We start from the raw sequence: 23461 nt of genomic DNA on the forward strand, positions 1-23461 counted from the left end.
GGAGTGTGCGCTGAGCATTGAAGAGGTCGAGGGGCTTAGATTTTTGCTTCACTTTTTATTTCTCATGGACTGATAGTTGTGGAGATTTTAATGCAGGATTTTATCGATATTGATGATGCAATAATCGTTTCGCTGGATGAATACGTTGATTCTATTTCAGACTCATCGTACAGGGGTAGGGTGCTTGATGTTTTCAATAATGTCAGAGAGTGTTTAGATAGGTTGAGCCGTCGCGCAGGTAGTACTGTAGGTGTGCCGGATATCCGCGTAAAACTATCTGACAAAAAAACTGCTGAAGCTAACCCGTTAGGTTCTATCGTACTCACCAGAGGAATAATAGATCACTGTTTGAACCTGAAAACTCCGGCTTTTCAAGAGCGTCCTGAGGATCCTGCACTTTTTGCTCTGGATCCTGATCTTGCAGCAATGTTGGGTATGGCTTGGATAGTGAGCCACGAGTATGCTCACCTGTATCGGGCTCATCATGCTGTAGAGGCTTTTCTTGGAAGTGAGGTTTATGTACTGCGAGCCTTCGAACATGATGCGGATCTTGTAGCCGCAGCGGCCGTCTTCAGACAGCTTCAATCTATAGTAGGCTTTCTGTTTTCCGACATCCAAGTTCGACAATGTACGTTAAGCTCGATCTATTGGATAGTACGTACTTTACCTGATACGCATGATCGGACTGGAGTCCACCCCCCTTTCTCTGAGCGTTTTTTTCAGATTCTATTGAAATTGGTGACCGTGGTAACTGATGGGTCAGAGATATATGATCCTGATTGCCTTCGACCCGAAACTCAAGTACGTCGTGAATTGCTTATCAAAACTGCAGTTGCATGTGAAAAGGCTCACAAAGGATGTAATGATCGATCATCTAAAGGCTATTTTTCGGAGTGGCAAGACTATATTGCAAGAAATGGTCATACCGATATAATTTATGATTGGATGAAAGTATCGCCGCATGTGGAAAGATTTTCTGGGACTATCGCCGATATGTCGCGTCAAAACCCCTATAGAGGAAAAACTCTTTAACCAAAACTCCGCAAGCGGCCCTGGAGAACAGGTTTCGCAAATCGTTGTGAGCAAAATCCAAGTGGCCAGAAGGTAGCTAATGAGAAGCCATAAAATTTATTCTTTATTCTTTATTTTTGAAGAGTACTTGGTTAGCAGCTTAGCAAACAGCCATGCTGAAACAGCCACAAGGAGTAGAGAGCCCCCTAGGACCACGCTCACTACTAACGTTTCTGCATCTTCACTACCATTTATACTGAAAAAATTACGAAGCTCTGTATATATTGTATCCCCGAGAGATGTATCTAGTCCGGCTCGAATCAATCCACTGCCAACTAAATAACGAGCTAAAAAAACTGCAGCTATGAAGATCGCGACAAATTTCATGAGGGTTTTTACAGCACGTATCACTTAGTATTCCTCGGGTCGATAACGTCTAGTATTCCGAAATATTTTTGTCCGGAACCTGGAAGCCTATCCCCATCCATATTGTGTAGGTAAATACTTAGTTGTTCAAAACCGAGTTTAGATGTCATTGTCACACACCCCTCGCTCAAGCCTAACGGGCCTACAGGATGCAGCCTGAAGTTTTCTCTTTCAACGTTGTCAATTATTGTACGATCATCAATTTTTCCATCGTCCCTGTACAGTGAGAACCAATCGCTGCGATCGGTTCTTGCAATCATGTCAGTTATGGGGTCTCTCAGCCAGCCCAGTCTCCCCCCACTTTCCCTATTCAGAATATAGTAGCGGCCCGGCGGGAGCGGCCCGTTTTTCGCGTTGCTCACTTCGGCAGGATCATTGGCATAGCCAGTTATTCCAGAAAAAGCTTCGTAGCTCTCATTATTACTGCACTTCAGAAGGCTCATGGGCTGGCCTGTCAATTCAAAAGTGCAGTGCGCTACTTTATTGGTATCAATTGATTGGGTGTCCATGGGCATACATCTCCTTGTGTGTTATCAGGCGTATACCTTGTTGGAAATACCATCCCAACCGCCCACGACCTGACCGCCACCTTGCCCATCTGCACGTTTTTGTTGTGTATAGGTCATTTTTATACGGCCATAATTCAGACGTACCGTTTCAGTGGGAAAGCCGCCCTCTACATCTCCGTTACCGTTAAGTGATACGGACGAAATAATGACCTCTTCAAGTACGATTTCCAAGTATTTGAGTTTGTCAGTGCCTGCACGATTTACCGCGAGGGTGACCTCTTTGAAGTGCTTTCCGCTGCAGCAGGCTTCGTGCAGCTTTGGCGTGGCTTTGTCCACGGTTTTGCGGAAGAAGAGGTCGCTCATGCGAGCACGACCACTCGTTGCCCCGCCTGCACTGCTCGCCGTGGCTGAGGCGGATTGGCTTGCACCTATATTATGGAAATTTTCCATTTCGATCCAGTCTTTGAACTGGGCGTCCAGAGCTTCGCCAGGAATTCCTTCGATTTTCAAAAATGCATCAAATGCCATGTTTAAGCCTTCCTTGTAGGTTGATCTGCAGCATTTTGAGCAGTTCGCTCATCCGGGTCAATCGAGTTGTCAGCAAAGCTAAAAAAGGGGTGATAAAATACGTTATCACCAATTATTACCGTTTATCGGTTTTGGAAGCATTGGCAGCATTAAGAGTTGCTTTTGTGACTGAAGTTAATGCCTGTGATCGTTACTGATCCAATTGTGAGAGCATTATGCAAGAACTGACCAAAGCCCATCACAGCGACCAGCGTCGGCTCACGGCGGTCGAATTTCAGACGCTGGCCCAGGTTCCGGCCGCGGTCGAGTGGTTTGCCAACCTGGACAACCCGCGCACCCGACGTGCCTATAAAAATGACCTAGAAGACTTCTGTGGGTTTGTCGGGTTGGCTTCGGCGGATGAGTTTCGCGTGGTGAACCGATCGCACGTGACCAGAATCATCAACAGGCCGATCAGAACCATGGATACGAGGGACAGCGTCTTTGCGTAACGCTCGACCTGTTTCAGTGATATCTCCAACCAGCGAAGGCTGTAGCGATGCACTGCAGCAGAGAAGCTCTGCGTGGTGGAGAGAACAATCAGGAATTGAATGGCTTCGTGGTCTGGAAACTCATGCCCTGAAAGATCCAAAGCCTCGCCAAAGTTCTTGCCCATCCGGACCCCATAGTGGGCAGCTTCCAGGCGTTCGCGCAGCCACGGGTTTCCGAATCGAGGTCTTGCTTGTATATTTGTCCATGCCGTTTTCCCTTAAATAGCGACTTGCTCGGTACCGCTTCCCAGCTTTGCCGCGCAGCGCATGCAAGCTGGAAAGGTAGCCTCCGGGTTTGTGCTTATGCGGACGAACGTCTCTTCGTCGTCGGTCGACCGCAGTTCGTGACCAGTACGCGGACTCATGTCGGAGTACGGCGAAGTCGATCCGGAGCGCACCAAGTGGACTTTACTCATCGATCTATTCCTAGGTACTCGGCCTGATCGGCTGGACCTGAGTCTGCCTAGACTGATGTGTCTGTTTCAGCTCGGCCTCCAAGGTGTTGCTCATGCTTGGGCTGATCACGTTTTCTAGGCCCAAGGCCATAAGCCAGCCTAGGGCCAAAGTATGGTAGTAACTCACCAAGAGATCGCTGGGCGCGTCTGTGACGGCGGCAATCCTGTCACGAATGCGCATCACGGTTTGGGGGGTGTCCTGCTCGATCTTGATAATAGCCATGGCCTTTCCTACGAGCTGAGCCGCAATGACGCAGGCTAGTGGGAACCACGAAATGGCCTAAAGGTCATACATGTCAGGTCGATACAGGACAAGTATGCAAATTTTCACAAAATAAATCAGGTATCAAAACGTCTTGAGAAAAGCGCTCCCACTACCGTATCACTGCACAGAAAAAGTAATACCTAAATGATATCACCCATTCAATCTTAACCTGTGTCTTCAAACTAGCGAGCGTAAGATGCTTCCTTTCAAATTTCACCGGAGGACTTTAATTGCATTTACTATGCTTGCTTTTGCAGGCATTGCCGGAGCGCTTTGGTTTGCGCAATTCCTTTGGCTCGAAAACAACAAATACAGGGTGGAAGCCTACGCCAATATATTGCTCAGCCATGCAGAAAGCGTAGCGCTTAATTTGACGGAGGCTCTGGTGGAGCTTGAGGCGTTACAGCTATCTCCCTGCAGCAACCTAGATCTGGCAGTCCTTAGGAAGAATGCATTTGAACACCGCTTCATCAAAGATGAAGGTAGAATCGAGGGTAGTAATATTACGTGTTCTGCTATGTGGGGAATACTAAAGCAACCCTATACCCTTCCTGCCAATAGTACTACAACGCGTAATCATTTTACCCTTTGGCGAGAGGTGCCCAGCTATGCAATAGCTGGAGGTAAAATGGACATCTCAGCGCGTAATAATGTCTTTGTCGTCACGTCTCCGACCGCTTTTGCTGCTTTTGATTCGCCGCCTGCTGGAATGAGTGCTGCTCTCACCTCCCCAGACGGCCATGTTGTTATGCTTAAAATTGGATCTACTATTTTTGCAGAAAAATCCGTTACTACACAAACCATAAAGAAATGTTCAGAGCATTTTGATATATGTGTAACCGCCCAATTGAACAACAGTATCTTTTCTTTTGAGCGCAGAGGGCTAATTTTATTTGTGAGCTTCTTGGGCAGTTTGATAGGCGTATTGATCTGGTATGTCATGGAGCAGTATATCGCGCGACACCATTCAATGAGAGCGAAACTCATTGCCGGCATTAATTCAAACATGATTGAAGTTGCCTATCAACCGATAGTATTAGCCGCGACAGGTGAAATGGTGGGGTTTGAAGCCCTTGCACGCTGGTATGACAAAGACCTAGGCAATGTGCCGCCTGATGTATTTTTTAAAGAAGCCGGCCAGCTCAATCTTGCATTCAAATTAAACAGAAATATAATTAGGAAGTGCTTAGGTGAGTGCGGAGACTTGTTGCGTAGCTCAAAGAAAATTTACCTAAGCATAAACCTGGACACCGAGAGCCTTCTAAAGTCTGATCTAGTAGATGTGTTAATCGAGGAAACTAAAAAAAATGCAATAGCTCCGTCTCAGATTGCAATTGAGATTCTTGAAAGTCATACTGCAAACATGGATCAGATTTTCGATGGCATAACCCGCCTTCGAATGTGCGGTTATCAGGTATTCATAGATGATTTTGGTACAGGTTACTCGAGCCTCTCGTATCTGAGCAATTTGAAAATAGACAAGATTAAAATAGACAGGACGTTCACTCAATCTGCAGGGACGGACTCTGCCGCGGCTATGATTTTAGTAAAAATCTATGAGATATCCATAACTATAAAAGCGCCAATTATTTTCGAAGGTATCGAAACCGAAGCGCAGCGACAGGCTATCCTTTCTTTCTGTCCAGAAGCATTGGCTCAGGGGTGGTTCTTTAGCAGAGCTATGAAGTTTGAGGAGTTATCAATCGCGAATAGGACTTTTCCACGAGCGCTTTGATCATCTTGAATCGCCCCGGGTTTCGTAGACACCTCCATGCCTTAAACTGAGGCCCATCAGGAGGTGCCATGAGCAACCCACGTTATCCCGAAGAATTCAAAATCCAAGCGGTCAATCAAGTGACCGAAAAGAAGCTGCCTGTCGCTGATGTGGCGGCGCGTCTTGATCAAGCACTCGTGGCTGGAGAGCGGCGGAGTTTATGGCTATCGCAAAATCCATGACGACCTGCGCGAGGTCGGTGAAGATTGTGGTCGGCATCGTGTGGCGAGGTTGATGCGTCTTGAAGGTCTGCGCTCTCAGACAGGGTATCGACGTCGCCCTGGAAAGTACGGCGGTAAGCCAGCGGTCGCCTCACCCAATTTACTGAAGCGCGAGTTCGATGTCGTGGAACCCAACAAGGTTTGGGTCACCGACATCACCTACATTCGTACGTATGAAGGCTGGCTGTATTTGGCGGTGGTGCTGGATCTGTTTTCTCGTCAGGTCGTTGGCTGGTCAATGAAGTCGCAGATGACCAGTGATTTGGCCATTGATGCGTTATTGATGGCGGTTTGGAGGCGAAAACCGAAACAAGAGGTGATGGTTCACTCCGACCAGGGCAGCCAGTACAGCAGCTCCGATTGGCGCAGTTTTTTGAAGGCAAACAATTTGGTTGCCAGCATGAGCCGCCGAGGCAATTGTCATGACAACGCCGTGGCTGAGAGCTTTTTCCAGCTTCTGAAACGGGAACGAATCAAGCGGAAAATCTACACCTCACGGCAAGAGGCTCGTAGTGATGTGTTCGATTACATCGAGATGTTCTACAACCCAAAACGCCGCCATGGTTTCAACAATCAGCTGTCACCGGTAGAGTTTGAAAAACGTTACGCAATGAGCTTGCAAGGTGTCTAGAGAATCCGGGGCGATTCAAAAACGAAAGCTCAGTCTGCGGCCGAAAAGGGCTTTTGGAACTGTCAGGATTTTTGTATTCGGATTTCTCTCTGCCCCCCGGATTGGGAACAGGCCTCTAAAGAATTGTCGACCAAATGCATCCAGGGATGCGATCAGTGGTACATGTATTTATGCTTGATGGCTGTATGATATCACTCTAGCCACCCTGGCCCTGCGAGGCCTCTTATGACCGACCTGCTGCGTACCAACCGCTATCAATTACCTTTGCTGTTGTTCGCAACCCTGCTGACAGTGGTCTGTCTAGCCACCCTCTGGGAGTTCGAACTTGAGGCCTATGCCATGCTTTGGCTGGGGCTACCATACGATAGCAATTTTGAAGATGGCGAGCGATTGCGGTTTGTTCTGACTTCATCAAGCTTTTCGCTGATTGCGATGATCGTACCAAGTGTTGTGCTCAAGCGTATGGTCTCCAACACCCAAAAAACTCATCGCCGTTTGCTGCGACTCCAAGCTCAAACTGAACATCTTGCCAATAACGATTCTTTGACCGGTCTGACCAATCGCCGAGTTTTCATGGAAGCATTGCGCGAGCAACTCGCTCGGCACACACCTCTGACGATAATGCTGATTGACCTCGATCACTTCAAGGCTATAAACGACGAGCACGGGCATTCAGTCGGTGATGCAACCTTGGTTGAAGCAGCTAGAAGGCTACAGGGCATTGCCAATCAACACGAAGGCATGGCCGTACGGCTGGGCGGCGATGAGTTCTGCCTCCTGCTCATGGGGCAAAAAGATCAAAGCGAGCTGACTCAGATCGCGCAGATGACGATCGCTCTGTTAGGCGCGCCTATGCCAGAGGTGTCCATACCAGCTCCGCTTGGGGCGACCGTCGGTGTGGCACGCTCATGGACAGACTCACAGGAATCTTCAATGCTGCTGCATTTTGCGGATGCCGCAATGTACAGGGGCAAACATAGTGGCCGTTCTTCCTTCAATTTTTACGACTGCGCGTACGAACAAGAGAGGTTGGCTCAACAAGATCTTGAGGCTGCACTGATCATGGCGGTGGAAAAAGAGGAAATTGTTCCTTTCTATCAGCCAATCGTGGCCCTGCCCTCGCAAAAGGTTGTGGGTTACGAAATTCTTGCTCGCTGGATCAAGGCTGATGGCACCACAGGAATGCCCGCGGACTTTATACCGCAACTCGAGCGTCTGGGGCTCATTCCGGTCATGACGCGCTCGCTGGTCAAGCAAGCCTGCCAAGCGGCAAGGGCGTGGGATGGCTCACTGCATTTATCGCTTAACGTCAGCGCTGCCATGGTTACCGATGAGTCGTTTCCTGATTGCCTTCTGGATCAGCTTAGGCAGGAGAAATTTCCATTCGAACGTTTTGAGGTGGAAATCACTGAGGAGGCTCTTGTGGGAAATCTCGAAGCCGCACAACGAAACCTTAGTACGCTCCACGCGTACGGCATTGTCGTAGCCCTCGATGACTTTGGAATGGGCTATTCAGGCCTGTATCATTTGACGCGGCTGTCCATCGACAAGATCAAGATTGACCGGTCTTTTTTTGAAGCCGGCAAGCTTGAGCATTTACCTATGGTCGAGGCAATCTTGGGAATGGCTAAAAGCCTCCAGATGAGAGTGACTGCTGAAGGTATTGAGGATTTTCACCTGCCCGACCTGCCGGAATGGCTAGCGCAGAATGGTTGTCATTATGCTCAGGGGTACCTTTATGGGAGGCCTAAGGCAGCTAACGACATAGCCGCCCCGCGACAACGCGTTCTATGCCCTACTGGTCTTTAGGTTCCTGCAGAATAAGCGAGTTAATCAATTTTGCGTTACTTGGCCTGATTGATGGCCAGCTCTACGTCGCCATCCCTCTCGGCGAGAACTTCAGCACCGCACGCGGAGCTGGTCTTAGTCACCACTAGAGTTGATCCTGGTAAATCTCAGCACCATCCGCCTTTACGACCGGCGCGGCCAGCGGCCTGAGGATTCACCGACCTTCAAAGTGAAACACTGATCCCCTGCCTGTAATTAGCAGATCTACCTAGCGGGCTTGACCGATACGAGCTCCACGTACCTGTATTTCTTGCGTGCAATCTTCATAGCATCTACCTCAGCCTGAAGGTGGCTGAGCGTATCGGCTTCGTGTGTTATCAACTCCGTCGTGCCTTCATACTCGCTACCTACACGCAACGTTACCACGAGCTTTGGTACAAAATTCTTGGCCATCTTTCGCTTCGAAGCTGCTTTCGCAGATTGGTTGTTGACTCCATTTGGCTGGGCCTGTGGAGCGGCTAAGCGCACTGTTGACTCGACCGAGCCAAACAGTGCTTGACGCATTTCTTCTTCGGTCATTCTCTTTCCTATGTGCTGGTAACGGTGTCAGGGTCGTCCATACCGCTCGAGAATCCGCATAAGTACAGCGTTGGCGTGAGTGAAATTATCTAGCTGACACCGGGGGGGATGCGGCTGCCATTCGCCTTTTAGCTGCTTAGATTAATAACCATACGACCTTTGATTTTACCTTGCTGCATTTCGTCGAAAATCTCGTTGATATCCTCGATCGGGCGCAATGTTACCTTGGGTACCACCTTACCTTGTGCAGCAAACTCAAAGGCCTCAATGAGGTCTTGTCTCGTGCCGACCAACGAGCCAACCACCTCAATCCCGTCAAGCACCAACCGAGGAATATCGAGGCTCATGGCTTCAGGCGGAAGCCCAACTGCAACCAGGCGTCCGCCGGCGCGCAGGGCATGCACCCCAGAATTGAATGCGGTCTTTGCTACGGCTGTTACGACAGCCGCGTGAGCTCCGCCGACCATCTCCTGGATAACTTTCGCGGCATCATCGGTACGTGAATTGATGACCAGATCTGCCCCCATCTCGCTGGCGAATTGCAGTTGGTCTTCGTTAATGTCCACGGCAATAACTCTCGCGTTGAAAACATTTTTTGCATACTGCAACGCTAGATTTCCCAGGCCGCCCAACCCAAAGATCGCAATCCACTGCCCGGGGCGAATGTTGGAAACTTTCACAGCCTTGTATGTAGTGACCCCGGCGCAGGTCACGCTGCTTGCAGCAGCAGAGTCGAGACCATCGGGCACTTTCACTGAGTAGTCGGCGATTACAATGCACTCTTCGGCCATTCCGCCATCCACGGTATAGCCGGAGTTCTTGACGGCGCGGCAGAGGGTCTCGTTACCGCTGTTACAGTATTCACAATGCCCGCACCCTTGGAAAAACCACGCCACGCTGGCTCGATCACCGGGCTTTAGAGAGGTTACGCCTGGCCCGACTTCATGGACAATACCTATACCTTCATGACCTAGAATCACTCCGGTTTTATCGCCGAAATCACCGTTCTTGACGTGTAGGTCGGTGTGGCAGACGCCACAACATTGCATTTTTAGTAGAGCCTCCCCGTGCTTCAAAGGCCGCAGAGTTTTTTCGACCACGCTAACACCATGCCCTTCAGTAACAACAGCAGCTTTCATGATAATCTCCTTGTGTTCATTGTTGAGCTCGCGTCACGACCGATTTCCTTTAGCAAGTCCTTGTCTTGTTATGTCATGCGCCAGGCTCCCGATACGACGGTTACGTATTTCGAAGCAAGCGTAGCCCATCACATCCGCCCCAGCGAGTTTCAATAGGTGCTGGCAAATAATAGCAACAATAAATATCCAAGGGCTGTGACCCACCGCCACAGCGAGCGACTCAGTGGGACTCTCCTTATCTACGGTTGCCTGAATGAACTTGCAAAATGCACCTTGCGCTCAGACTAAAAAATTGCACACCTAAATCGCTGATCTGATCTAGGTCAACAATCTCAGTTTCATTGAGCTCCCCCGTTACCAGCACCGGTGTGAATCAGCGATTAGATCCTTGCCTGGCGCTGAATGAACAGCTCAAAACAGGTCGCCTTGATAGTGATAGTGATAGTGATAGTGATAGGGACACCGATCACACACATGGTTTCGGCAAGAAGAAAGTGACGATCATGAATTCACGCGGGCGATACTTAACCCGAAATCGGCCGTCGGCCAATTCTGCAGTAATGTGAGCACCTAGTATGCTGTCGCACACCTCGCCGACTAGATTTCCTCATGGCACTGAGCTTTTAGCTCAGCAGCAATCCGTGCTAGAAGTACACGACTTTCAAATAGTCGAAAATCCGCATTTCACGTTTTTGTTGTTTGTGGCGCTCGTGGTGGACAGAAGCTGACGTTTAGGCAACTGGCCCAAGCCACTACCGTAACGGGCTCACAGTCGCAACGACGAAGCCGGCCCCATTTACAGCCTTGCAAAATCATCCAGCAAACACGAAAATGAGATTCATTATCATATAAGCCTTTCCAGGTTTGAGCCATGTCCTCCGTCGACCGCCTGCATCAACAGACCGTACATACCCTTTACGCCGATCATCATCGCTGGCTGTGTGGCTGGCTGCGCAAACGCCTGGACTGTGTCGATCACGCTTCGGACATGGCTCAAGATACCTTCATGCGGGTTCTGACCCAACGCAAGGCGCCTGAACTGCGTGAGCCGCGTGCGTATTTGAGCACCATCGCGCGCAGCCTGATGATCGATATGTTCCGGCGCCGGACGGTGGAACAGGCGTATTTGGAAACGCTGGCTTCCCGACCCGAAGCGCTGGATATCTCGCCGGAAACACGCTTTTTGATTATTGAAACCTTGCTGGAAATCGACCGGATCTTGAATGGTCTGGGCGCTCGCACTCGGGAGATTTTTCTGATGGCCCAGTTGGACGGCTTGAGCTATGTGGAGATCGGCCGACAGCTGCACGTATCGGTCAACACCGTCAAGAAACACGCAGTGCGCGCGTTGATGCACTGCCTGCTGGCCACTGAGGAGTAAGGCGTGGCACTGGATCACGCGACCCTTGAAGCCGCCGCGCGCTGGTACGTCGACTTGCGATGTGATGACGCCGATGAGGCCACGCAGGAAGCGCATCGGCGCTGGCTTGAGGGTGCGCCCGCGCATCGTCAGGCCTGGGAACGGCTGATCCAACTGCAGGAACGCTTTGATCGGGTCGGCCCCGGTTTCGCTCGGCCAACGCTCAACAGCGTGCGGGTCAAGCGCCGCGAAGTGCTCAAGGTACTGTCGTTATTGCTTGCGGCCGGTGGTGCCGGCACGTTGGCCTGGCGCAACACTGCACTGCCGTCACTGGTGGCAGACCAGCGCACTGTCATAGGTGAAAGCAAAAGCCTGCGCCTGGAAGATGGTAGTCAGGTACGCCTCAATACCGCCACCGCAATGAATATTTACTTCAGCCCAAGCCTTCGCGAGTTGCAATTGCTTAGCGGGGAAATCCTCATCGAAACCGCGCGCGATGCCCAGGCCCGGCCCTTTGTGGTGCACTCCCGCGAAGGCAGTATCCGCGCACTCGGTACACGCTTTATCGTGCGTTGCGAAGACGCTCAAACTCGGGTCTGTGTGCTTGAACATGCCGTCGAAGTGCGCAGCGAAACCCGTACGTCGACAGTGCGGGTGGAAGCGGGCCAGCAGGTGTGGTTCAGCCAGGGCCAAGTGGGTAGTGTGGAGCCGGCGAGCCCCGATGCCGGAGCCTGGACCCACGGCATGTTGGTCGTCAACAACTGGCGCCTGGAGGATTTGATCCTTGAACTCCAGCGCTACCGTCACGGATATTTGGGCTGCCAAGCGCAGGTCGCGGCGCTGCTTATCTCGGGGGCGTTTCACTTGAGCAGTATCGATACCATCCTGGAAAACCTGTCCTCGACCCTGCCTGTGCGCATCCGCTACTTCAGTCGCTACTGGACGCGCGTGGAGTCGGTCTGAATACGTGCCAGATAATAAATACCCACGGGGGGTTGTTGATTCAAATTCTCATTCGACTTGGTAGATAGAGGCGCATCAGACGCCGCTCTTACTCTACTGCCACTGGGCGAAAGGAAACGGTATGTCCGTACACAAGCCAGCCACTCAACAACCCGCTTCACTCACCCGCATCGTTCGCCGCACGTTTCTCGGCATGGCCCTGAGCGCGCCGCTCACATCAGTCATCGTGGCTGCGCCCGCCTGGGCGCAGACGGCCGAAACCCGCCTGTTCGATATCCCCTCCGGCTCTGTCGACAGCGCACTGGCGCAGTTTTCAGCGACGGCCGGGGTCAACATTTCGTTCGACCCCTCCCTGGCGCAAGGGCAGCGCTCGCGTGGATTACACGGTGCCTATACGGTGGACTCAGGCCTGCGCCAACTGCTGGCCGGCAGCAAATTGCAGGCGGTGCTGCTGAGTAACGGCAGCTACTCGCTGATCCCAGTCGTGGACGCAACCCTGCAGCTAGACCCCACCAGCATCACCGGCAAAGCAGTCGAGTCGGCCGCTGGCCCGATGGAAGGTTACATGGCCACCCGCAGCAGTGCAGGCACCAAGACCGATACACCGATCATCGAAATCCCACAATCGATCTCGGTTATAACTCGCCAGCAAATGCAGGCCCAGGGCGCGCAGACCGTCACCGACGCGTTGCGCTACGTACCCGGTGTCAAGGTGGAGGCCTACGGCCTGGACCCCAAGGGTTTTGACTGGTTGTACCTTCGCGGTTTCAACGGCCAGGCCAGCAGTGACTACCTCAATGGGCTGCGTCAGCAAAACAACAGCTACGCATTTTTCCGCAGCGAACCCTACTCACTGGACCGCATAGACGTCGTACGTGGCCCGGCCTCCAGCCTGTTCGGCCAAGGGGATGCGGGCGGCATCGTCAACCGGGCCAGCAAGAAACCCGAGGCCAATCACGTCAACGAAGTGCAGTTGACCGGCGGCAACCATGATCGCCTGCAAGGCCAGTTTGATATCGGCGGTGTGCTGAGTGACGATCAACACCTGCTCTACCGAGTGGTCGGCTTGGCCCGAGAAGTAGATACCCAAGTGGACTATGCGGACGGCCACGCGCTGAAAGACGACCGCTTGTATATTGCGCCGTCCCTCACCTGGGCGCCGGATGAAGACACCAGCCTGACCCTCCTCAGTGACTTCATGCGCGATTCGAACGGCGGTTCGCTGTTCGCATACAGCACGCCGAATGGCCACACCACCAACACACTGATGGGCGATCACAGCTTCAACCATCTGGACCAGGAACAATTCAGCCTGGGCTACGAGTTCCGCCATCGGCTGAACGACACCTGGGAGTTCCGCCAGAACGCCCGCTACGGGCAGGTCGACCTGATCTTCCAGAATCTGCTGCCCACCGCCGTCGACACCAACACTGGCAACGTGACGCGGATCGCCGACCGCTTCGACCAGCACATGGACACGTTCAACCTGGACAACCAATTGCAGGCCGATTTCACCACCGGCCCGCTCAGCCACACTCTGTTGATGGGCGTCGACTACACCTGGCAAGATGCCGCTATCTCCCGTTGGCGCACCCAAGCGCCAGGCCTGAACCAGAACGCGCCACAGTATGGCCTGGCGATCGCTCGTCCCAACGCCGCCAACAGCCTGAGCTCGATTGATTACGACCAGACCATCGAACAGATCGGCGGTTATATTCAAGATCAGATCAAGTTCGACGACCACTGGATCGTCACGGCCGGCGGGCGCTATGACTATGTTCGCAACGCCCTGGACAACCATGTCGGCGCCTCCTCAAACCAGAAAGACAATGCCTTCACCGGTCGCTTAGGCCTGACCTATCTCACCGAGTTCGGCCTGGCCCCCTACGTCAGCTACGCCGAGTCGTTCACCCCCAACACCGGCACGGACCGCAACGGCAGTGCGTTCGACCCAAGCATGGCGCATCAATGGGAAGTGGGTGTGAAGTACCAGCCCACCGACGCCATCCTGATGACGCTGGCCGCTTACGACCTGACCAAGACCAATGTGCTGACGACGGAAATCCTCGGCGGCGTGAATACCGGTTTCACCGTTGCGTCGGGCGAACAACAATCGCGCGGTATCGAAGCCGAGATCAAGGCACGGCTGGATCAGCACTGGGATCTGATCGCGTCCTACACCTACACCCACGCCGAAATCACTAAGAGCAATCGCGGTGACGAAGGCAAACGCCCGGCCAACGTGCCCAGGCACATGGCGTCCACCTGGTTGAACTACACCTTCAACGACAGCCTCCTCAAAGGCTTGAGCCTGGGCGGCGGTGCCCGTTACACCGGTGTGCTATATGGCGACAACGGCAATACCTACCACATCGACAACTACACGCTGTTCGATGCGGGCGCCAGCTACCCGATCAACAAACACGTGACCGTCTCGGTCAATGCACAAAACCTGTTGGACACCGAGTATGTGGCCACCTGTGACGATTCTTATGAGTGCTACCCAGGGATGCGGCGTACGCTGCTAACCAGCGTTAAATACTCCTGGTGACCAGATGCACACCATTGACTAAAAAGCGGCTTACCGAGAGGTAAGCCGCTTTTTACGAGGTAAGTTGAACCGATGGAATCTCAATGGTGTCGACCAGCGAATCTCTCCCATTTTTTAATCGCTCCTCGGGCGTTCTTTTCTTCATGGCCACTTTTGCTCGCAATGGCATCAATGAATTTGCTAGCGCGCCTGCAGCTTGTAGCAGATGACAGCCAAGGCGAAATTTCACCCTCTCCTCACTGGTATGCGACAGTTGCTCCATTTGGAACTGCCGCAGGCAGCGCGACACCTACGTAGCTTGAGCTTGGTGTAAGCAAGCTACCCGAGGACGCAGTGCCGATGGCCAGTGACCCCCCAGTCAAATTGATCATCTCTGAAACAAGACCGGGAAGAGGGGACCCGAAAAACGCGTAACTTCGTCCGGCATCGATCACTCCCTCCACGCCAGGGTAACGCGCGTACCAGGTGGGCAGATTCAACTGGTTATCGGCCACCGATCCTGACGCAGCTTTGTGAGCGTATGCATACTCGGCCAGGGCATTTCTGTAGACAAGGACGTTATGAGCAATGAGCGATACTTCCACGGTTTGGGAGCTCACTTCTGCCTGGCGGGCCTTGTCATAAAGCATTCCGAGCACTGCTGTAATCACCACCATTGCAAGCCAGTAAATGTTCACTCTACGTCCTCGATGACTGCTATGAGTCTGCTCAAAACTGGCAACAGAAAATGGTGGCGAAGTCGTTCTGGCCGATCACAATTCCCGGAGTGCTGCTGTTTCGTTGGCCGGAGCCAGTGGTGTCCCACCCGACTTTGGTGTATCCGACTGGGCAGGAGTAGGTAGTCGCGTCATTTGCGTCGTAACCATTGATTGTCTGTGCCGTACAGGTAGGGGCACTTGAACCGTTCACTACCCAGACCTGGTTATCACAGGAAAGCGATCGCCCCGTGCTGGTACGTCCAACCATGCCGTTTGCAGCACAGGCAGTGCCGGCAGTTGCAACGCCATTGAGCTGCAGGTATTCACCGACGGTCGCGCGACCTTCCGAAGTCACTGTCCCACCCCGGATGTTTCCGGCTGTATAGAGGTTCTTGTCGCCGTAGACCCGAACCCAGTCCGAGTCACTCATGTACCAGCCGCCACCCCATTTTTCGCTGTACCAGCCGGTGTCGCCCTGAGTGCGAAACCAACCTCCTGTGACAGTCTCTCCTGATATTCGGGCAGCGGCGCCCGTGAGGTTCGCCGAGGCATTCACCGACTGTGCGTATACATCGCCTGCAGCGACAACGTTGCTCTGGGCTGTGACGCTCCCCGACGCACTCACATTCCCCTGGGCTGTGACAGATCCCGAGGCACTCACATTGCCAACGGCGTTCACTGACCCAGCAGTGTCGACATTACCTCCAACCGTCACTGTTCCAGAGGCGTTCAATGCAGCCACATCGTTGACATTGTTTCCTCCCATACTGAGCGCCGTGTTCATGCGATTGAGTTCAGGCTTTCCTGGGATGGCGTTGCGGTACAGGTAGTCGTTGGAGAGCGTGCCATCCTGGAGAAACAAGGCACTCGCAGTGTGGCCAACGCCTGGGTTGATCCCATAGTTGCTCAGCGCAAGTTGCCAGCCGCCTCGTACTCCTTGGATAACGCCGGTGTTGTTGAACGGGATGAAGCCACCCGGCGCACCCATATTTTCCGCAATCGTCCGGGTACCGATCTCATCGATAGCCTGTCCACCGGTAGTGATCACGATGGATTCGAGCTGGTTGACGTTGACCCTTCGAGCAAGCACCACGAAGCTCTGACCGAATGCATTTGTGTCACTGAAGCTGGCTGGCAGATAGTTGGTGTTGCGTAGCATCTGAGGGGTAATCGTCGCAGGCGTGGTTGCCCGAGTCACCCGAAACGCCCGAAGAGCTGCTCCCTGACGACGAACCGCTCGACGAACCACTTCCCGAACCTGAGGAGGTGGTCATACCGGATCTCACGGTGCTTTTGATCTCCTGCACGTCTCCAAATGCGTAGACGTCGAACACCTTGGTATCGAAATAGCTGACCTGCACTGACCGTGAGCTGGGATTGAATCGATAGGTGAGTCCCAGCCGCGAGGTGACATCATCCAGCAGACCCGAAGCTTTCCCTGTGTAGCGCAATCCGCTGACGAGATTCGGTGTCAGCATCGATGCGAAGTCAGAGCTTCTGCCCTGAGACGCCTGCGCGAGGTTGGAGCTGCCCGTAATGCCTGCAGGCAGCAACCCGGCAAGGCTGTCAGGGTTGGGTGCCGTGCTGATTGGAGGCGCATTGTTCCCCGGAGCGGGTGCATTAGCGTTCAGCAGACCTGGATTGAGGGCATCGGGCGAGACCAGTACAGGGATCTCGCACTGTCTGGAAATGTACTGGGCAATTTCAGCAATTCCGACACTGCCAGCAGGCCGGTATGCGACCTCACAGTCATACTTGGAGGGGATGCCTCGTCTCATAACAACTGGCTGCGTTGAAACCCAGGGTTTGTCGCTGAATATCACTGTGTCCCGGCGTTCTTGCTGCTGATTGTTACGCTGGATAGCCGCATAACGGCCGGCAGAGTCCGCGGTAGCCTCCGCCCGTGCAGCAGCTTCATCCACCCGTTGGACTGAGCAGGCTGACTTCGTTGACTTTGACCTGCCATGCCGGACCGGCCAGTACCTGCAGCGTGTTGCGCAGGCTCATTGGCCCTAGCTTGTACTGGGCAGCAGGAAGAGGGCGTGTGAACAAGATGTTTACGTGACCGGTGCTCGGTGGGCACAAGGTGTAGCCTGAGCGGCTGACCACATACTGCATCGCATCCTGGACGGAAGGGTGCATATTGGCCGGAATGCTGACATCGATGATCTGAGCCATCAGGTCACGCTGCCCGGCCTCTGGAGCGGTATTCACCAGAGCGTATCGACCATAGCGAACCATCGGCTCCTGACCTGACTTGGCGCCACTTGAATACAGGTCTGGCGAGAGCAGCTCAGGATTCTGGCTGCTGTCGAAAGCAGGTCCAACCGGTTTGTCCGCTACAGACGTGCATCCGGCGAACAGCGCGAGTATGGAAAGTGTGGAAAGCTGCCTGATCATGTGTGCCTTGACCCCATTTCTTGATGGTGGCCAAGGTGCCAGCGCTTAGGTTGCAAAGCACTGCTAAACCCTTAACGGATCGATTCAGGTTATTCGAGCAGGCGTGGGGATAAGGGAGGGTGGGGAGGGCAGCAGTAGCAACCCTCCTGATCAGTCAGGCCGTCAGTTGATCAGAGCACAACGCTCTTCAACGAGGTCCAGGCTTCAGCTGGGAAATTGCACCTCTCTTGACCAAGCGTTCGCATTGCACTTGACCACCTGTTTGCATCGGATTTGACCACCCGAAGCACGCAGTGTTGTTAAGCTAAAAAAGCGATGTGGGTGGCACCTTCTGAGGCTCGCCGTCAGAGGGTCAATGGCATTACCAAGAAGTGACATGACAGATCTTAAATAAAACGAGCGGCTGGCATCTTCGGGAAAGTGAACCGTTGATCAAAAGAGGCCTCACGCTCACACAAGCTGTGTACGACACCGCGCAGTGCGGATTAGCGTCCGTTCAAAAGCTCTCTACGGACGATCTCTGCGCCGGCACTCAGCGCGTGCAGCTTGCCGCTGGCGACTCGACGAGGCAGGGGCGCCATACCGCAGTTGGTGCATGGATAAAGCTTGTCGGCATCGACGAATTGCAGTGCCTTTCGCAAGGTATTGGCGACATCTTCGGGCGTTTCAATGGTATGGTTGGCCACGTCAATGGCGCCGACCATTACCTTCTTGCCTCGGATCAGTTCGATCAGATCCATGGGCACGTGGGAGTTGTGACACTCCAGCGAGACGATATCGATGCTGGATTTTTGTAGCTTGGGGAAGGCTTCTTCGTACTGCCGCCACTCTGAGCCCAGGGTCTTTTTCCAGTCAGTATTCGCCTTGATGCCGTAGCCATAGCAGATGTGCACGGCTGTCTCGCATTTCAGCCCTTCGATTGCCCTTTCCAGCGTGGCAACGCCCCACTCGTTCACTTCATCGAAGAACACGTTGAAGGCCGGTTCATCGAATTGAATAATATCGACGCCAGCAGCCTCCAGTTCTTTGGCCTCCTGGTTGAGGATCTTGGCAAATTCCCAAGCCAGTTTTTCACGGCTTTTGTAATGAGCATCGTAAAGGGTGTCGATCATCGTCATCGGGCCAGGCAGAGCCCACTTGATAGGCTGTGAGGTTTGCTGACGGAGGAATTTGGCGTCTTCAACGAAGACCGGCTTTTTCCGAGCGACGGCGCCCACCACAGTCGGCACGCTGGCGTCGTAACGATCACGAATCCTGACCGTCTCGCGGTTTTCGAAATCAACGCCGCAAAGGTGCTCAATGAAGGTCGTTACGAAATGCTGACGAGTCTGCTCACCGTCGCTGACGATATCGATTCCGGCCAGCTGTTGTTCATGCAGCGACAGGCGCAGCGCATCTTGCTTGCCCTCAATCAGCTCATCGTCTTGTAATTTCCAGGGTGACCAGAGTGTCTCGGGTTGAGCAAGCCAGGAAGGTTTAGGCAAGCTGCCAGCTGTCGAAGTGGGCAACAGTTTTTTCATGCGTAAAGTCCTTAATTTCTAAATAATCAAAGAGCGCAGCTAAGCGACCACTGCTCAAGCACGGCTTGATAAGGCTTGATGAATTGTTCTTCCGCAAACTTTCCTTGCTCGGCAGCCAGCCGACTACGTTCCTCTCGGTCATACACAATTCGAGTCAACGAGAAGTCTTGGTTCTGCAAGCTCGGCTGATAGGATTTTCCAGCCGCCGAGTTAGCGTTGTAGATCTCAGGCCGGTAAATCTTTTGGAAGGTGTCCATGGTGCTGATGGTGCCAATCAGCTCAAGGTTGGTGTAGTCACCCAGCAAATCGCCCGAGAAGTAAAAGGCCAACGGTGCAGCGCTGTTGGGCGGCATGAAGTAGCGAACCTGCAAGCCCATCTTCTTGAAATACTCATCGGTCAACGAGTACGCGTCTTGCTCGTACTCGAAGCCCAGCGCAGGATGCTGATTCTCTGTGCGATGGTAGGTTCGGGTGCTCGACACGCTCAGGCAGATCACAGGCGGCTTGTCAAAATGCTCTTTGTAGGCACTTGAGTTGACGAACGACTTGAACAGCTTGCCGTGCAAATCGCCAAAATCTTCTGGCGTACTGAACTCGGACTGGTTCTTGTTGTGCTCCAGCAACCGCACACTGAAATCGTAGTCCCGCACGTAAGAGGAGAAATTGTTACCGACGATGCCGTTGATTCGCTCGCCAGTTTTTTGATCGACAATCGTCGTTTTCAGCACTTCAATCAACGGAATGACATGGTCACGGCTTTGCGCATCGATGTTCATTTCAGCGGAAATGATATCTAGCTTGACCGTGTAACGATCCCCCGTCGGGTTGTCCCAATGCGCCAGAGCGTTGAAGCGGTTATCTATCATCTTGAGCGTGTTGCGCAAGTTCTCCTCACGGCTCGCACCTCTGGCCAGATTGGCGAAGTTGGTCGTGATCCGAGTATTGTCGGAAGGAGTGTAGTGTTCATCAAAGCTGATGCTGTTGATGGAAAAAGTGAATTCTTTGTTCATCGTGCCTAGCACCCTGTTCGTCGCGCCAGATCTGAATCTGCTGATTGCTTTTCAGATGCGGCTATCGTTCCGTTTTCTCACGCAACGGCTTTTAGATTGCCGGTCGTGAAGAGCTGGGCGCATTTTATGCGGGGAGCCTGTATGAATAAAAACGAATTGATTTCAATAAAATATTAGCCGCGCTCATGATCCCGCGACGGGGTGGGGCCAAGGGCGATGATGAATTCTCAATCTGGCGTTCCAGCTGCGTTGCTGTGAGGAATCGCTGAAATCCCTCTTTTCGATAAGCGTGAAGAATATCGCTGCGTACCAGAATGTCCTTGGCTCGCACGTAAAAGTATTCATACTCGGCAATGGTGAGCAGTGCGGTTCGGGATTAGCACCATACAATCAAAGCTGAACCCGTGGGCTGGTCAAATTCGATGCAAACAACTGGTCAAGTCGAGTGCAAATGGGTGGTCAAATCCATGCAATTACGCATGTAGCTGCTTTGGAATCGCCCGCCATGGTGCCGCACGCATCACTCAGAGAATCTCGGCAAGAGCCTTTTTACTCGACTCTTCCGCTTCCGGATCGATCAGATCGCTGGCGAGGGCACGCTTGTCCATGAGCATCTGCCAAAGCTGCTGGTCGATAGTGTCCTCAGCTAGGGGGATTTTGACGACAACCACGCGCAACTGCCCATTGCGATAGGCTCGATCCTCAGCTTGGTCCTGCAGCCCCGGTGTCCATGGAAGCCCCAGAAAAAAGACATAGTTCGCAGCAGTCAGGTTGTAACCTGTTCCGGCGGCCGACCTGGTCCCGATGAACACCCTGCAGTCCGGATCCTGCTGGAAAGCATCAATCGCCTTCTGTCGTTTCTTGGGCGAGTCACTGCCTACCAACGTCACGCACCCGACGCCCATCTTGATGCAGTGCTCACGCAACGTGGCCACGGATTCCTGATACTCGCAGAAGAGGATAACCTTGTCGTCGACGTCCAGCTCGGCCATCAGATCCGCCAGGATCCGTACCTTCACGTGTTCGAGCAGTTGACGCAGTGCGCCCAGCCTTGCTAATCGGTGCTGGTCAGCGTGCTGATCATCGTCTTGCTGCCGTTCTGCCTGAGGTTTGCTGTAGCGCTTTATCCAGGCATAGAGGCTATGCGTCGACACGCCAATACGCGCCGCCACATCAGCGACAGGCAGCTTCTTTTCGGTCACTTGATTGACCGCTTGGATTTTGAATTCTTCGGGATAACGTGGGTTGCTCATGGCACCTCCTGATTGGCCTCAGTTTAAGGCATGGAGGTGTCTACGAAACCCGGGGCGATTCACTTTACCCTGGCTGGGCTTCTCGCACAGATACAAACGCATAATGACTCCGATGAGGATTTGTGGCTCAAAGGAGAAAAGGTGCCATTGATTAGATGCAGGCGCCTTAAAAACCCTAAATTAATCCATTGGGGTTGTTTAATTGAACAATGAGCAGGAGTCATGAACGAAACCTGCTCGGTCTCCGGTTTTGTCTTCCTAACGAGGCAGGTTGACGATGGGGTATGACAAAATATGCTCTCAAATACGCTTGTATTCGTATGAGAAACTGCTGTTGTCGCTCATTCGCGTTTCATATCAATCTCAATTAATTTATCGTCTATAAACCTAAGATATTGATATGAACCGCCATTAGGACCATAAACAAATATAGTTATAGTCGCAGCATTAAGTTTAGGAACTCCGTTGGGGCGTCTCGCAGGACCCTCGCTGCTCTTTCTGAGTGGGGGGCCACATTTCTCTAGGACAGTTGACATCGAGTCGCCCTCGCTGATCAGCGACGTGCCACACCTCATGGTCGCATTAGTGGTACTCATAAATGTGGTTAAAACAACACCTGCGCTCAATAAGAGCATGTGTTTAGTCAGCATGAAAATTCGCTCCTTCGAGTTGGCGCACCCCAGGCGCGCCACTTTCTACTATTAGCCAGCTGCTCTGACTATGTCCAGATAATTTTCAACACTATAATTGGTCACCCCCACAGACGTGACGATAATTGATGTTGTGGGTTGAGCCACTTCGATACCTCGAACGACGACATTTCCCTGGGCTTCTGTATCGGTTAATTGAGATCCGTTATAAGACAGCACCATGTTGTTATTGGCTGAGGATTGTATAATTGGTAATATGTAAGATAGGGGTGGATATTGCATGGTGTTCACTGAGATAGTATGCGAAGTGTTGGCGGCTGCTACTACTTGCTGGAGCTTGTCGCCATTGACCGGGTCCACCGATAGCTGTCGGCCATTGAACTCAAGAGTAAGTTTTCTATCCCCGTTGAGCGTCAATATTTCGAGTAGGTCGGAGGTCGTTAGGACTTGAGACGTTGTCAGAGTTAAAGATGTGTTAGGTCCTGCGCTAGCGACAAAGCTTTTAAGGTAAGGGACTGTGAAGTCGGGGGCATCAAACGTAATAGCAAATTTCTTCGCTCCAACCGAGGCTAGAGTCTGTGACATTGCATCGGCATTAATGAATCGTGAATTGGAGAGGGAGATATTTGAATTCTCACCAATCTTGCCAATTGTTTCTATGATACTGGTGGGGGTAGATAATGAGCCATCTAGGGAGATACTATAGGTTTTGCTTCCAATGGCAGCCAATACAGTGTTCCTGGCTTCCAGCTCCTGAATTTTCTGCTGCTCGGGCGTCAGGGCTTTGCTCTGAGGCATTACGCCATTGCGCTCCTGCTGGAGCTGGCTCGCCCAGCGACGCAGCGCAGATTCCACCACCCCAAGCAAACGGGCGGCTTCGATATGGCTATAGCCTTGGTCGAGCACGAGGCCTGCGGCCTCGCGTTTGAATTCAGCGGAAAAGGTACGGCGTTGCTTGGTCATCAGACACCTCTATCTGGCGATATTCTCGCCTAAATGAGTGTCCGGAATCATTAGACCACTACATAACGGCTGCCGGATCAAGTTGTTTAGAGTCTGGGGTATTTACAGATTTACGCACTGTTTCTAAAAAGCGGTTCGCAGGCTCAAGGGTTTATCGTGGGCCGCCGTATAGCGCGGAACAATCAGATGGACAAATCTTCTCTAAAATATGCACTGAGCGATGCTCGAACTGCGATT

Annotated in this window: 22 protein-coding genes and 4 pseudogenes; 10 read left to right on the plus strand and 16 right to left on the minus strand. The window is 52.6% G+C overall.

The window, feature by feature from the left end; genetic code table 11:
* The first annotated feature begins 90 nt into the window (after positions 1 to 90).
* Positions 91 to 1032, plus strand: a complete 942-nt coding sequence (locus ACW55A_RS03070) for a phage exclusion protein Lit family protein (RefSeq protein WP_198730602.1) — start codon at positions 91 to 93, stop codon at positions 1030 to 1032.
* A 96-nt stretch (positions 1033 to 1128) separates the two neighbouring features.
* Here ACW55A_RS03070 and ACW55A_RS03075 read toward each other — a convergent pair whose 3' ends face one another.
* From ACW55A_RS03075 to ACW55A_RS03085, 3 genes are read right to left on the minus strand one after another with little or no spacing between them, the layout of a single operon-like run.
* Positions 1129 to 1422, minus strand: coding sequence for a hypothetical protein (locus ACW55A_RS03075; protein WP_103696447.1), 294 nt, complete (start codon positions 1420 to 1422; stop codon positions 1129 to 1131).
* On the minus strand, positions 1419 to 1946 hold the full coding sequence (locus tag ACW55A_RS03080; RefSeq protein ID WP_161439864.1) for a DUF2778 domain-containing protein: 528 nt from the start codon (positions 1944 to 1946) through the stop codon (positions 1419 to 1421). The genes ACW55A_RS03075 and ACW55A_RS03080 overlap by 4 nt, the downstream gene beginning before the upstream one ends.
* Positions 1947 to 1970: 24 nt before the next feature.
* A complete protein-coding gene (locus tag ACW55A_RS03085; RefSeq protein ID WP_498810583.1) occupies positions 1971 to 2474 on the minus strand; it encodes an Hcp family type VI secretion system effector in 504 nt (167 codons plus the stop codon).
* 215 nt (positions 2475 to 2689) lie between these two features.
* On the opposite strand from ACW55A_RS03085, the gene ACW55A_RS03090 reads away from it, so the two are divergent.
* A complete protein-coding gene (locus tag ACW55A_RS03090) occupies positions 2690 to 2965 on the plus strand; it encodes a hypothetical protein (protein WP_498810623.1) in 276 nt (91 codons plus the stop codon).
* On the opposite strand, the pseudogene ACW55A_RS03095 reads toward ACW55A_RS03090, so the two are convergent.
* Together ACW55A_RS03095 and ACW55A_RS03100 are read right to left on the minus strand one after the other, a co-directional pair.
* Positions 2965 to 3129, minus strand: a pseudogene (locus tag ACW55A_RS03095) (hypothetical protein); the annotation flags it as partial. The gene ACW55A_RS03090 and the pseudogene ACW55A_RS03095 sit on opposite strands and share 1 nt — an antisense overlap.
* Before the next feature lie 301 nt (positions 3130 to 3430).
* Positions 3431 to 3682 (minus strand): hypothetical protein, encoded by a 252-nt coding sequence (locus ACW55A_RS03100; protein ID WP_498810584.1) that lies wholly within the window; start codon positions 3680 to 3682, stop codon positions 3431 to 3433.
* A 238-nt stretch (positions 3683 to 3920) separates the two neighbouring features.
* Between ACW55A_RS03100 and ACW55A_RS03105 the strand changes: the two genes are divergently transcribed.
* From ACW55A_RS03105 to ACW55A_RS03125, 5 genes and pseudogenes are all read left to right on the plus strand, one after another.
* A complete protein-coding gene (locus ACW55A_RS03105; RefSeq protein ID WP_498810585.1) occupies positions 3921 to 5459 on the plus strand; it encodes an EAL domain-containing protein in 1539 nt (512 codons plus the stop codon).
* Positions 5460 to 5527: 68 nt separating this feature from the next.
* Positions 5528 to 5680: a transposase gene (locus ACW55A_RS03110; protein WP_498810586.1), complete on the plus strand. Its 153-nt coding sequence runs from the start codon at positions 5528 to 5530 to the stop codon at positions 5678 to 5680.
* A pseudogene (locus ACW55A_RS03115) lies at positions 5622 to 6350 on the plus strand (IS3-like element ISPsy29 family transposase); the annotation flags it as partial. The gene ACW55A_RS03110 and the pseudogene ACW55A_RS03115, both read left to right, overlap by 59 nt.
* Positions 6351 to 6575: 225 nt before the next feature.
* Entirely contained in the window at positions 6576 to 8159 is a 1584-nt protein-coding gene (locus tag ACW55A_RS03120) for a putative bifunctional diguanylate cyclase/phosphodiesterase (RefSeq protein WP_498810587.1), read from the plus strand.
* A gap of 256 nt (positions 8160 to 8415) precedes the next feature.
* Positions 8416 to 8484 carry a hypothetical protein gene (locus tag ACW55A_RS03125; protein ID WP_353564647.1) on the plus strand — a complete coding sequence of 23 codons (69 nt, stop codon included), beginning with the start codon at positions 8416 to 8418 and terminating at the stop codon, positions 8482 to 8484.
* A 361-nt stretch (positions 8485 to 8845) separates the two neighbouring features.
* On the opposite strand, the gene adhP is transcribed toward ACW55A_RS03125, so the two are convergent.
* Positions 8846 to 9856, minus strand: a complete 1011-nt coding sequence (gene adhP / locus ACW55A_RS03130; protein ID WP_498810588.1) for an alcohol dehydrogenase AdhP — start codon at positions 9854 to 9856, stop codon at positions 8846 to 8848.
* Positions 9857 to 10727: 871 nt separating this feature from the next.
* Here adhP and ACW55A_RS03135 point away from each other — a divergent pair.
* The 3 genes from ACW55A_RS03135 (at position 10728) to ACW55A_RS03145 (ending at position 14730) form a co-directional block, all read left to right on the plus strand.
* Positions 10728 to 11237, plus strand: coding sequence for a sigma-70 family RNA polymerase sigma factor (locus ACW55A_RS03135; RefSeq protein ID WP_096115375.1), 510 nt, complete (start codon positions 10728 to 10730; stop codon positions 11235 to 11237).
* Positions 11238 to 11240: 3 nt separating this feature from the next.
* Complete coding sequence (locus ACW55A_RS03140) at positions 11241 to 12179, plus strand: FecR domain-containing protein (RefSeq protein WP_498810589.1); 939 nt, start codon at positions 11241 to 11243, stop codon at positions 12177 to 12179.
* A gap of 121 nt (positions 12180 to 12300) precedes the next feature.
* The gene (locus ACW55A_RS03145; protein ID WP_498810590.1) at positions 12301 to 14730 is read left to right on the plus strand and encodes a TonB-dependent siderophore receptor; all 2430 of its coding nucleotides are present in this window, start codon (positions 12301 to 12303) and stop codon (positions 14728 to 14730) included.
* Positions 14731 to 14966: 236 nt separating this feature from the next.
* On the opposite strand, the gene pilM is transcribed toward ACW55A_RS03145, so the two are convergent.
* The 10 genes and pseudogenes from pilM to ACW55A_RS03195 form a co-directional block, all read right to left on the minus strand.
* Positions 14967 to 15407 (minus strand): type IV pilus biogenesis protein PilM, encoded by a 441-nt coding sequence (gene pilM, locus ACW55A_RS03150; protein WP_103696421.1) that lies wholly within the window; start codon positions 15405 to 15407, stop codon positions 14967 to 14969.
* A gap of 31 nt (positions 15408 to 15438) precedes the next feature.
* Complete coding sequence (pilV, locus tag ACW55A_RS03155) at positions 15439 to 16587, minus strand: shufflon system plasmid conjugative transfer pilus tip adhesin PilV (protein WP_498810591.1); 1149 nt, start codon at positions 16585 to 16587, stop codon at positions 15439 to 15441.
* Positions 16547 to 17350, minus strand: a complete 804-nt coding sequence (locus ACW55A_RS03160) for a secretin N-terminal domain-containing protein (protein WP_498810592.1) — start codon at positions 17348 to 17350, stop codon at positions 16547 to 16549. Before ACW55A_RS03160 ends, pilV begins: the two co-directional genes overlap by 41 nt.
* The gene (gene pilL2 / locus ACW55A_RS03165) at positions 17343 to 17828 is read right to left on the minus strand and encodes a PFGI-1 class ICE element type IV pilus protein PilL2 (RefSeq protein WP_498810593.1); all 486 of its coding nucleotides are present in this window, start codon (positions 17826 to 17828) and stop codon (positions 17343 to 17345) included. The genes ACW55A_RS03160 and pilL2 overlap by 8 nt, the downstream gene beginning before the upstream one ends.
* A 485-nt stretch (positions 17829 to 18313) precedes the next feature.
* Positions 18314 to 19348, minus strand: coding sequence for a methionine synthase (locus ACW55A_RS03170; protein ID WP_122322852.1), 1035 nt, complete (start codon positions 19346 to 19348; stop codon positions 18314 to 18316).
* A gap of 26 nt (positions 19349 to 19374) precedes the next feature.
* Positions 19375 to 20358 carry a DUF1852 domain-containing protein gene (locus ACW55A_RS03175; RefSeq protein ID WP_498810594.1) on the minus strand — a complete coding sequence of 328 codons (984 nt, stop codon included), beginning with the start codon at positions 20356 to 20358 and terminating at the stop codon, positions 19375 to 19377.
* A gap of 524 nt (positions 20359 to 20882) precedes the next feature.
* A complete protein-coding gene (locus tag ACW55A_RS03180; RefSeq protein ID WP_498810621.1) occupies positions 20883 to 21377 on the minus strand; it encodes a helicase-related protein in 495 nt (164 codons plus the stop codon).
* A 36-nt stretch (positions 21378 to 21413) separates the two neighbouring features.
* Positions 21414 to 21611: pseudogene (locus tag ACW55A_RS03185) on the minus strand (transposase); the annotation flags it as partial.
* A 341-nt stretch (positions 21612 to 21952) separates the two neighbouring features.
* Positions 21953 to 22261 carry a DUF2845 domain-containing protein gene (locus ACW55A_RS03190; RefSeq protein WP_058398112.1) on the minus strand — a complete coding sequence of 103 codons (309 nt, stop codon included), beginning with the start codon at positions 22259 to 22261 and terminating at the stop codon, positions 21953 to 21955.
* A 738-nt stretch (positions 22262 to 22999) separates the two neighbouring features.
* A pseudogene (locus ACW55A_RS03195) lies at positions 23000 to 23224 on the minus strand (transposase); the annotation flags it as partial.
* Positions 23225 to 23461 lie beyond the last annotated feature (237 nt).

The organism is Plantibacter cousiniae (nom. nud.), assembly GCF_977070315.1.

Coding starts and splice junctions, on each gene's coding strand:
- ACW55A_RS03070 (WP_198730602.1), top strand. CDS start 91: ATGCAGGATTTTATCGATATTGATGATGCAATAATCGTTTCGCTGGAT.
- ACW55A_RS03080 (WP_161439864.1), bottom strand. CDS start 1,946: ATGGACACCCAATCAATTGATACCAATAAAGTAGCGCACTGCACTTTT.
- ACW55A_RS03085 (WP_498810583.1), bottom strand. CDS start 2,474: ATGGCATTTGATGCATTTTTGAAAATCGAAGGAATTCCTGGCGAAGCT.
- ACW55A_RS03090 (WP_498810623.1), top strand. CDS start 2,690: ATGCAAGAACTGACCAAAGCCCATCACAGCGACCAGCGTCGGCTCACG.
- ACW55A_RS03100 (WP_498810584.1), bottom strand. CDS start 3,682: ATGGCTATTATCAAGATCGAGCAGGACACCCCCCAAACCGTGATGCGC.
- ACW55A_RS03105 (WP_498810585.1), top strand. CDS start 3,921: ATGCTTCCTTTCAAATTTCACCGGAGGACTTTAATTGCATTTACTATG.
- ACW55A_RS03110 (WP_498810586.1), top strand. CDS start 5,528: ATGAGCAACCCACGTTATCCCGAAGAATTCAAAATCCAAGCGGTCAAT.
- ACW55A_RS03120 (WP_498810587.1), top strand. CDS start 6,576: ATGACCGACCTGCTGCGTACCAACCGCTATCAATTACCTTTGCTGTTG.
- adhP (WP_498810588.1), bottom strand. CDS start 9,856: ATGAAAGCTGCTGTTGTTACTGAAGGGCATGGTGTTAGCGTGGTCGAA.
- ACW55A_RS03135 (WP_096115375.1), top strand. CDS start 10,728: ATGTCCTCCGTCGACCGCCTGCATCAACAGACCGTACATACCCTTTAC.
- ACW55A_RS03145 (WP_498810590.1), top strand. CDS start 12,301: ATGTCCGTACACAAGCCAGCCACTCAACAACCCGCTTCACTCACCCGC.
- pilV (WP_498810591.1), bottom strand. CDS start 16,587: ATGCTACGCAACACCAACTATCTGCCAGCCAGCTTCAGTGACACAAAT.
- pilL2 (WP_498810593.1), bottom strand. CDS start 17,828: ATGATCAGGCAGCTTTCCACACTTTCCATACTCGCGCTGTTCGCCGGA.
- ACW55A_RS03170 (WP_122322852.1), bottom strand. CDS start 19,348: ATGAAAAAACTGTTGCCCACTTCGACAGCTGGCAGCTTGCCTAAACCT.
- ACW55A_RS03175 (WP_498810594.1), bottom strand. CDS start 20,358: ATGAACAAAGAATTCACTTTTTCCATCAACAGCATCAGCTTTGATGAA.
- ACW55A_RS03190 (WP_058398112.1), bottom strand. CDS start 22,261: ATGCTGACTAAACACATGCTCTTATTGAGCGCAGGTGTTGTTTTAACC.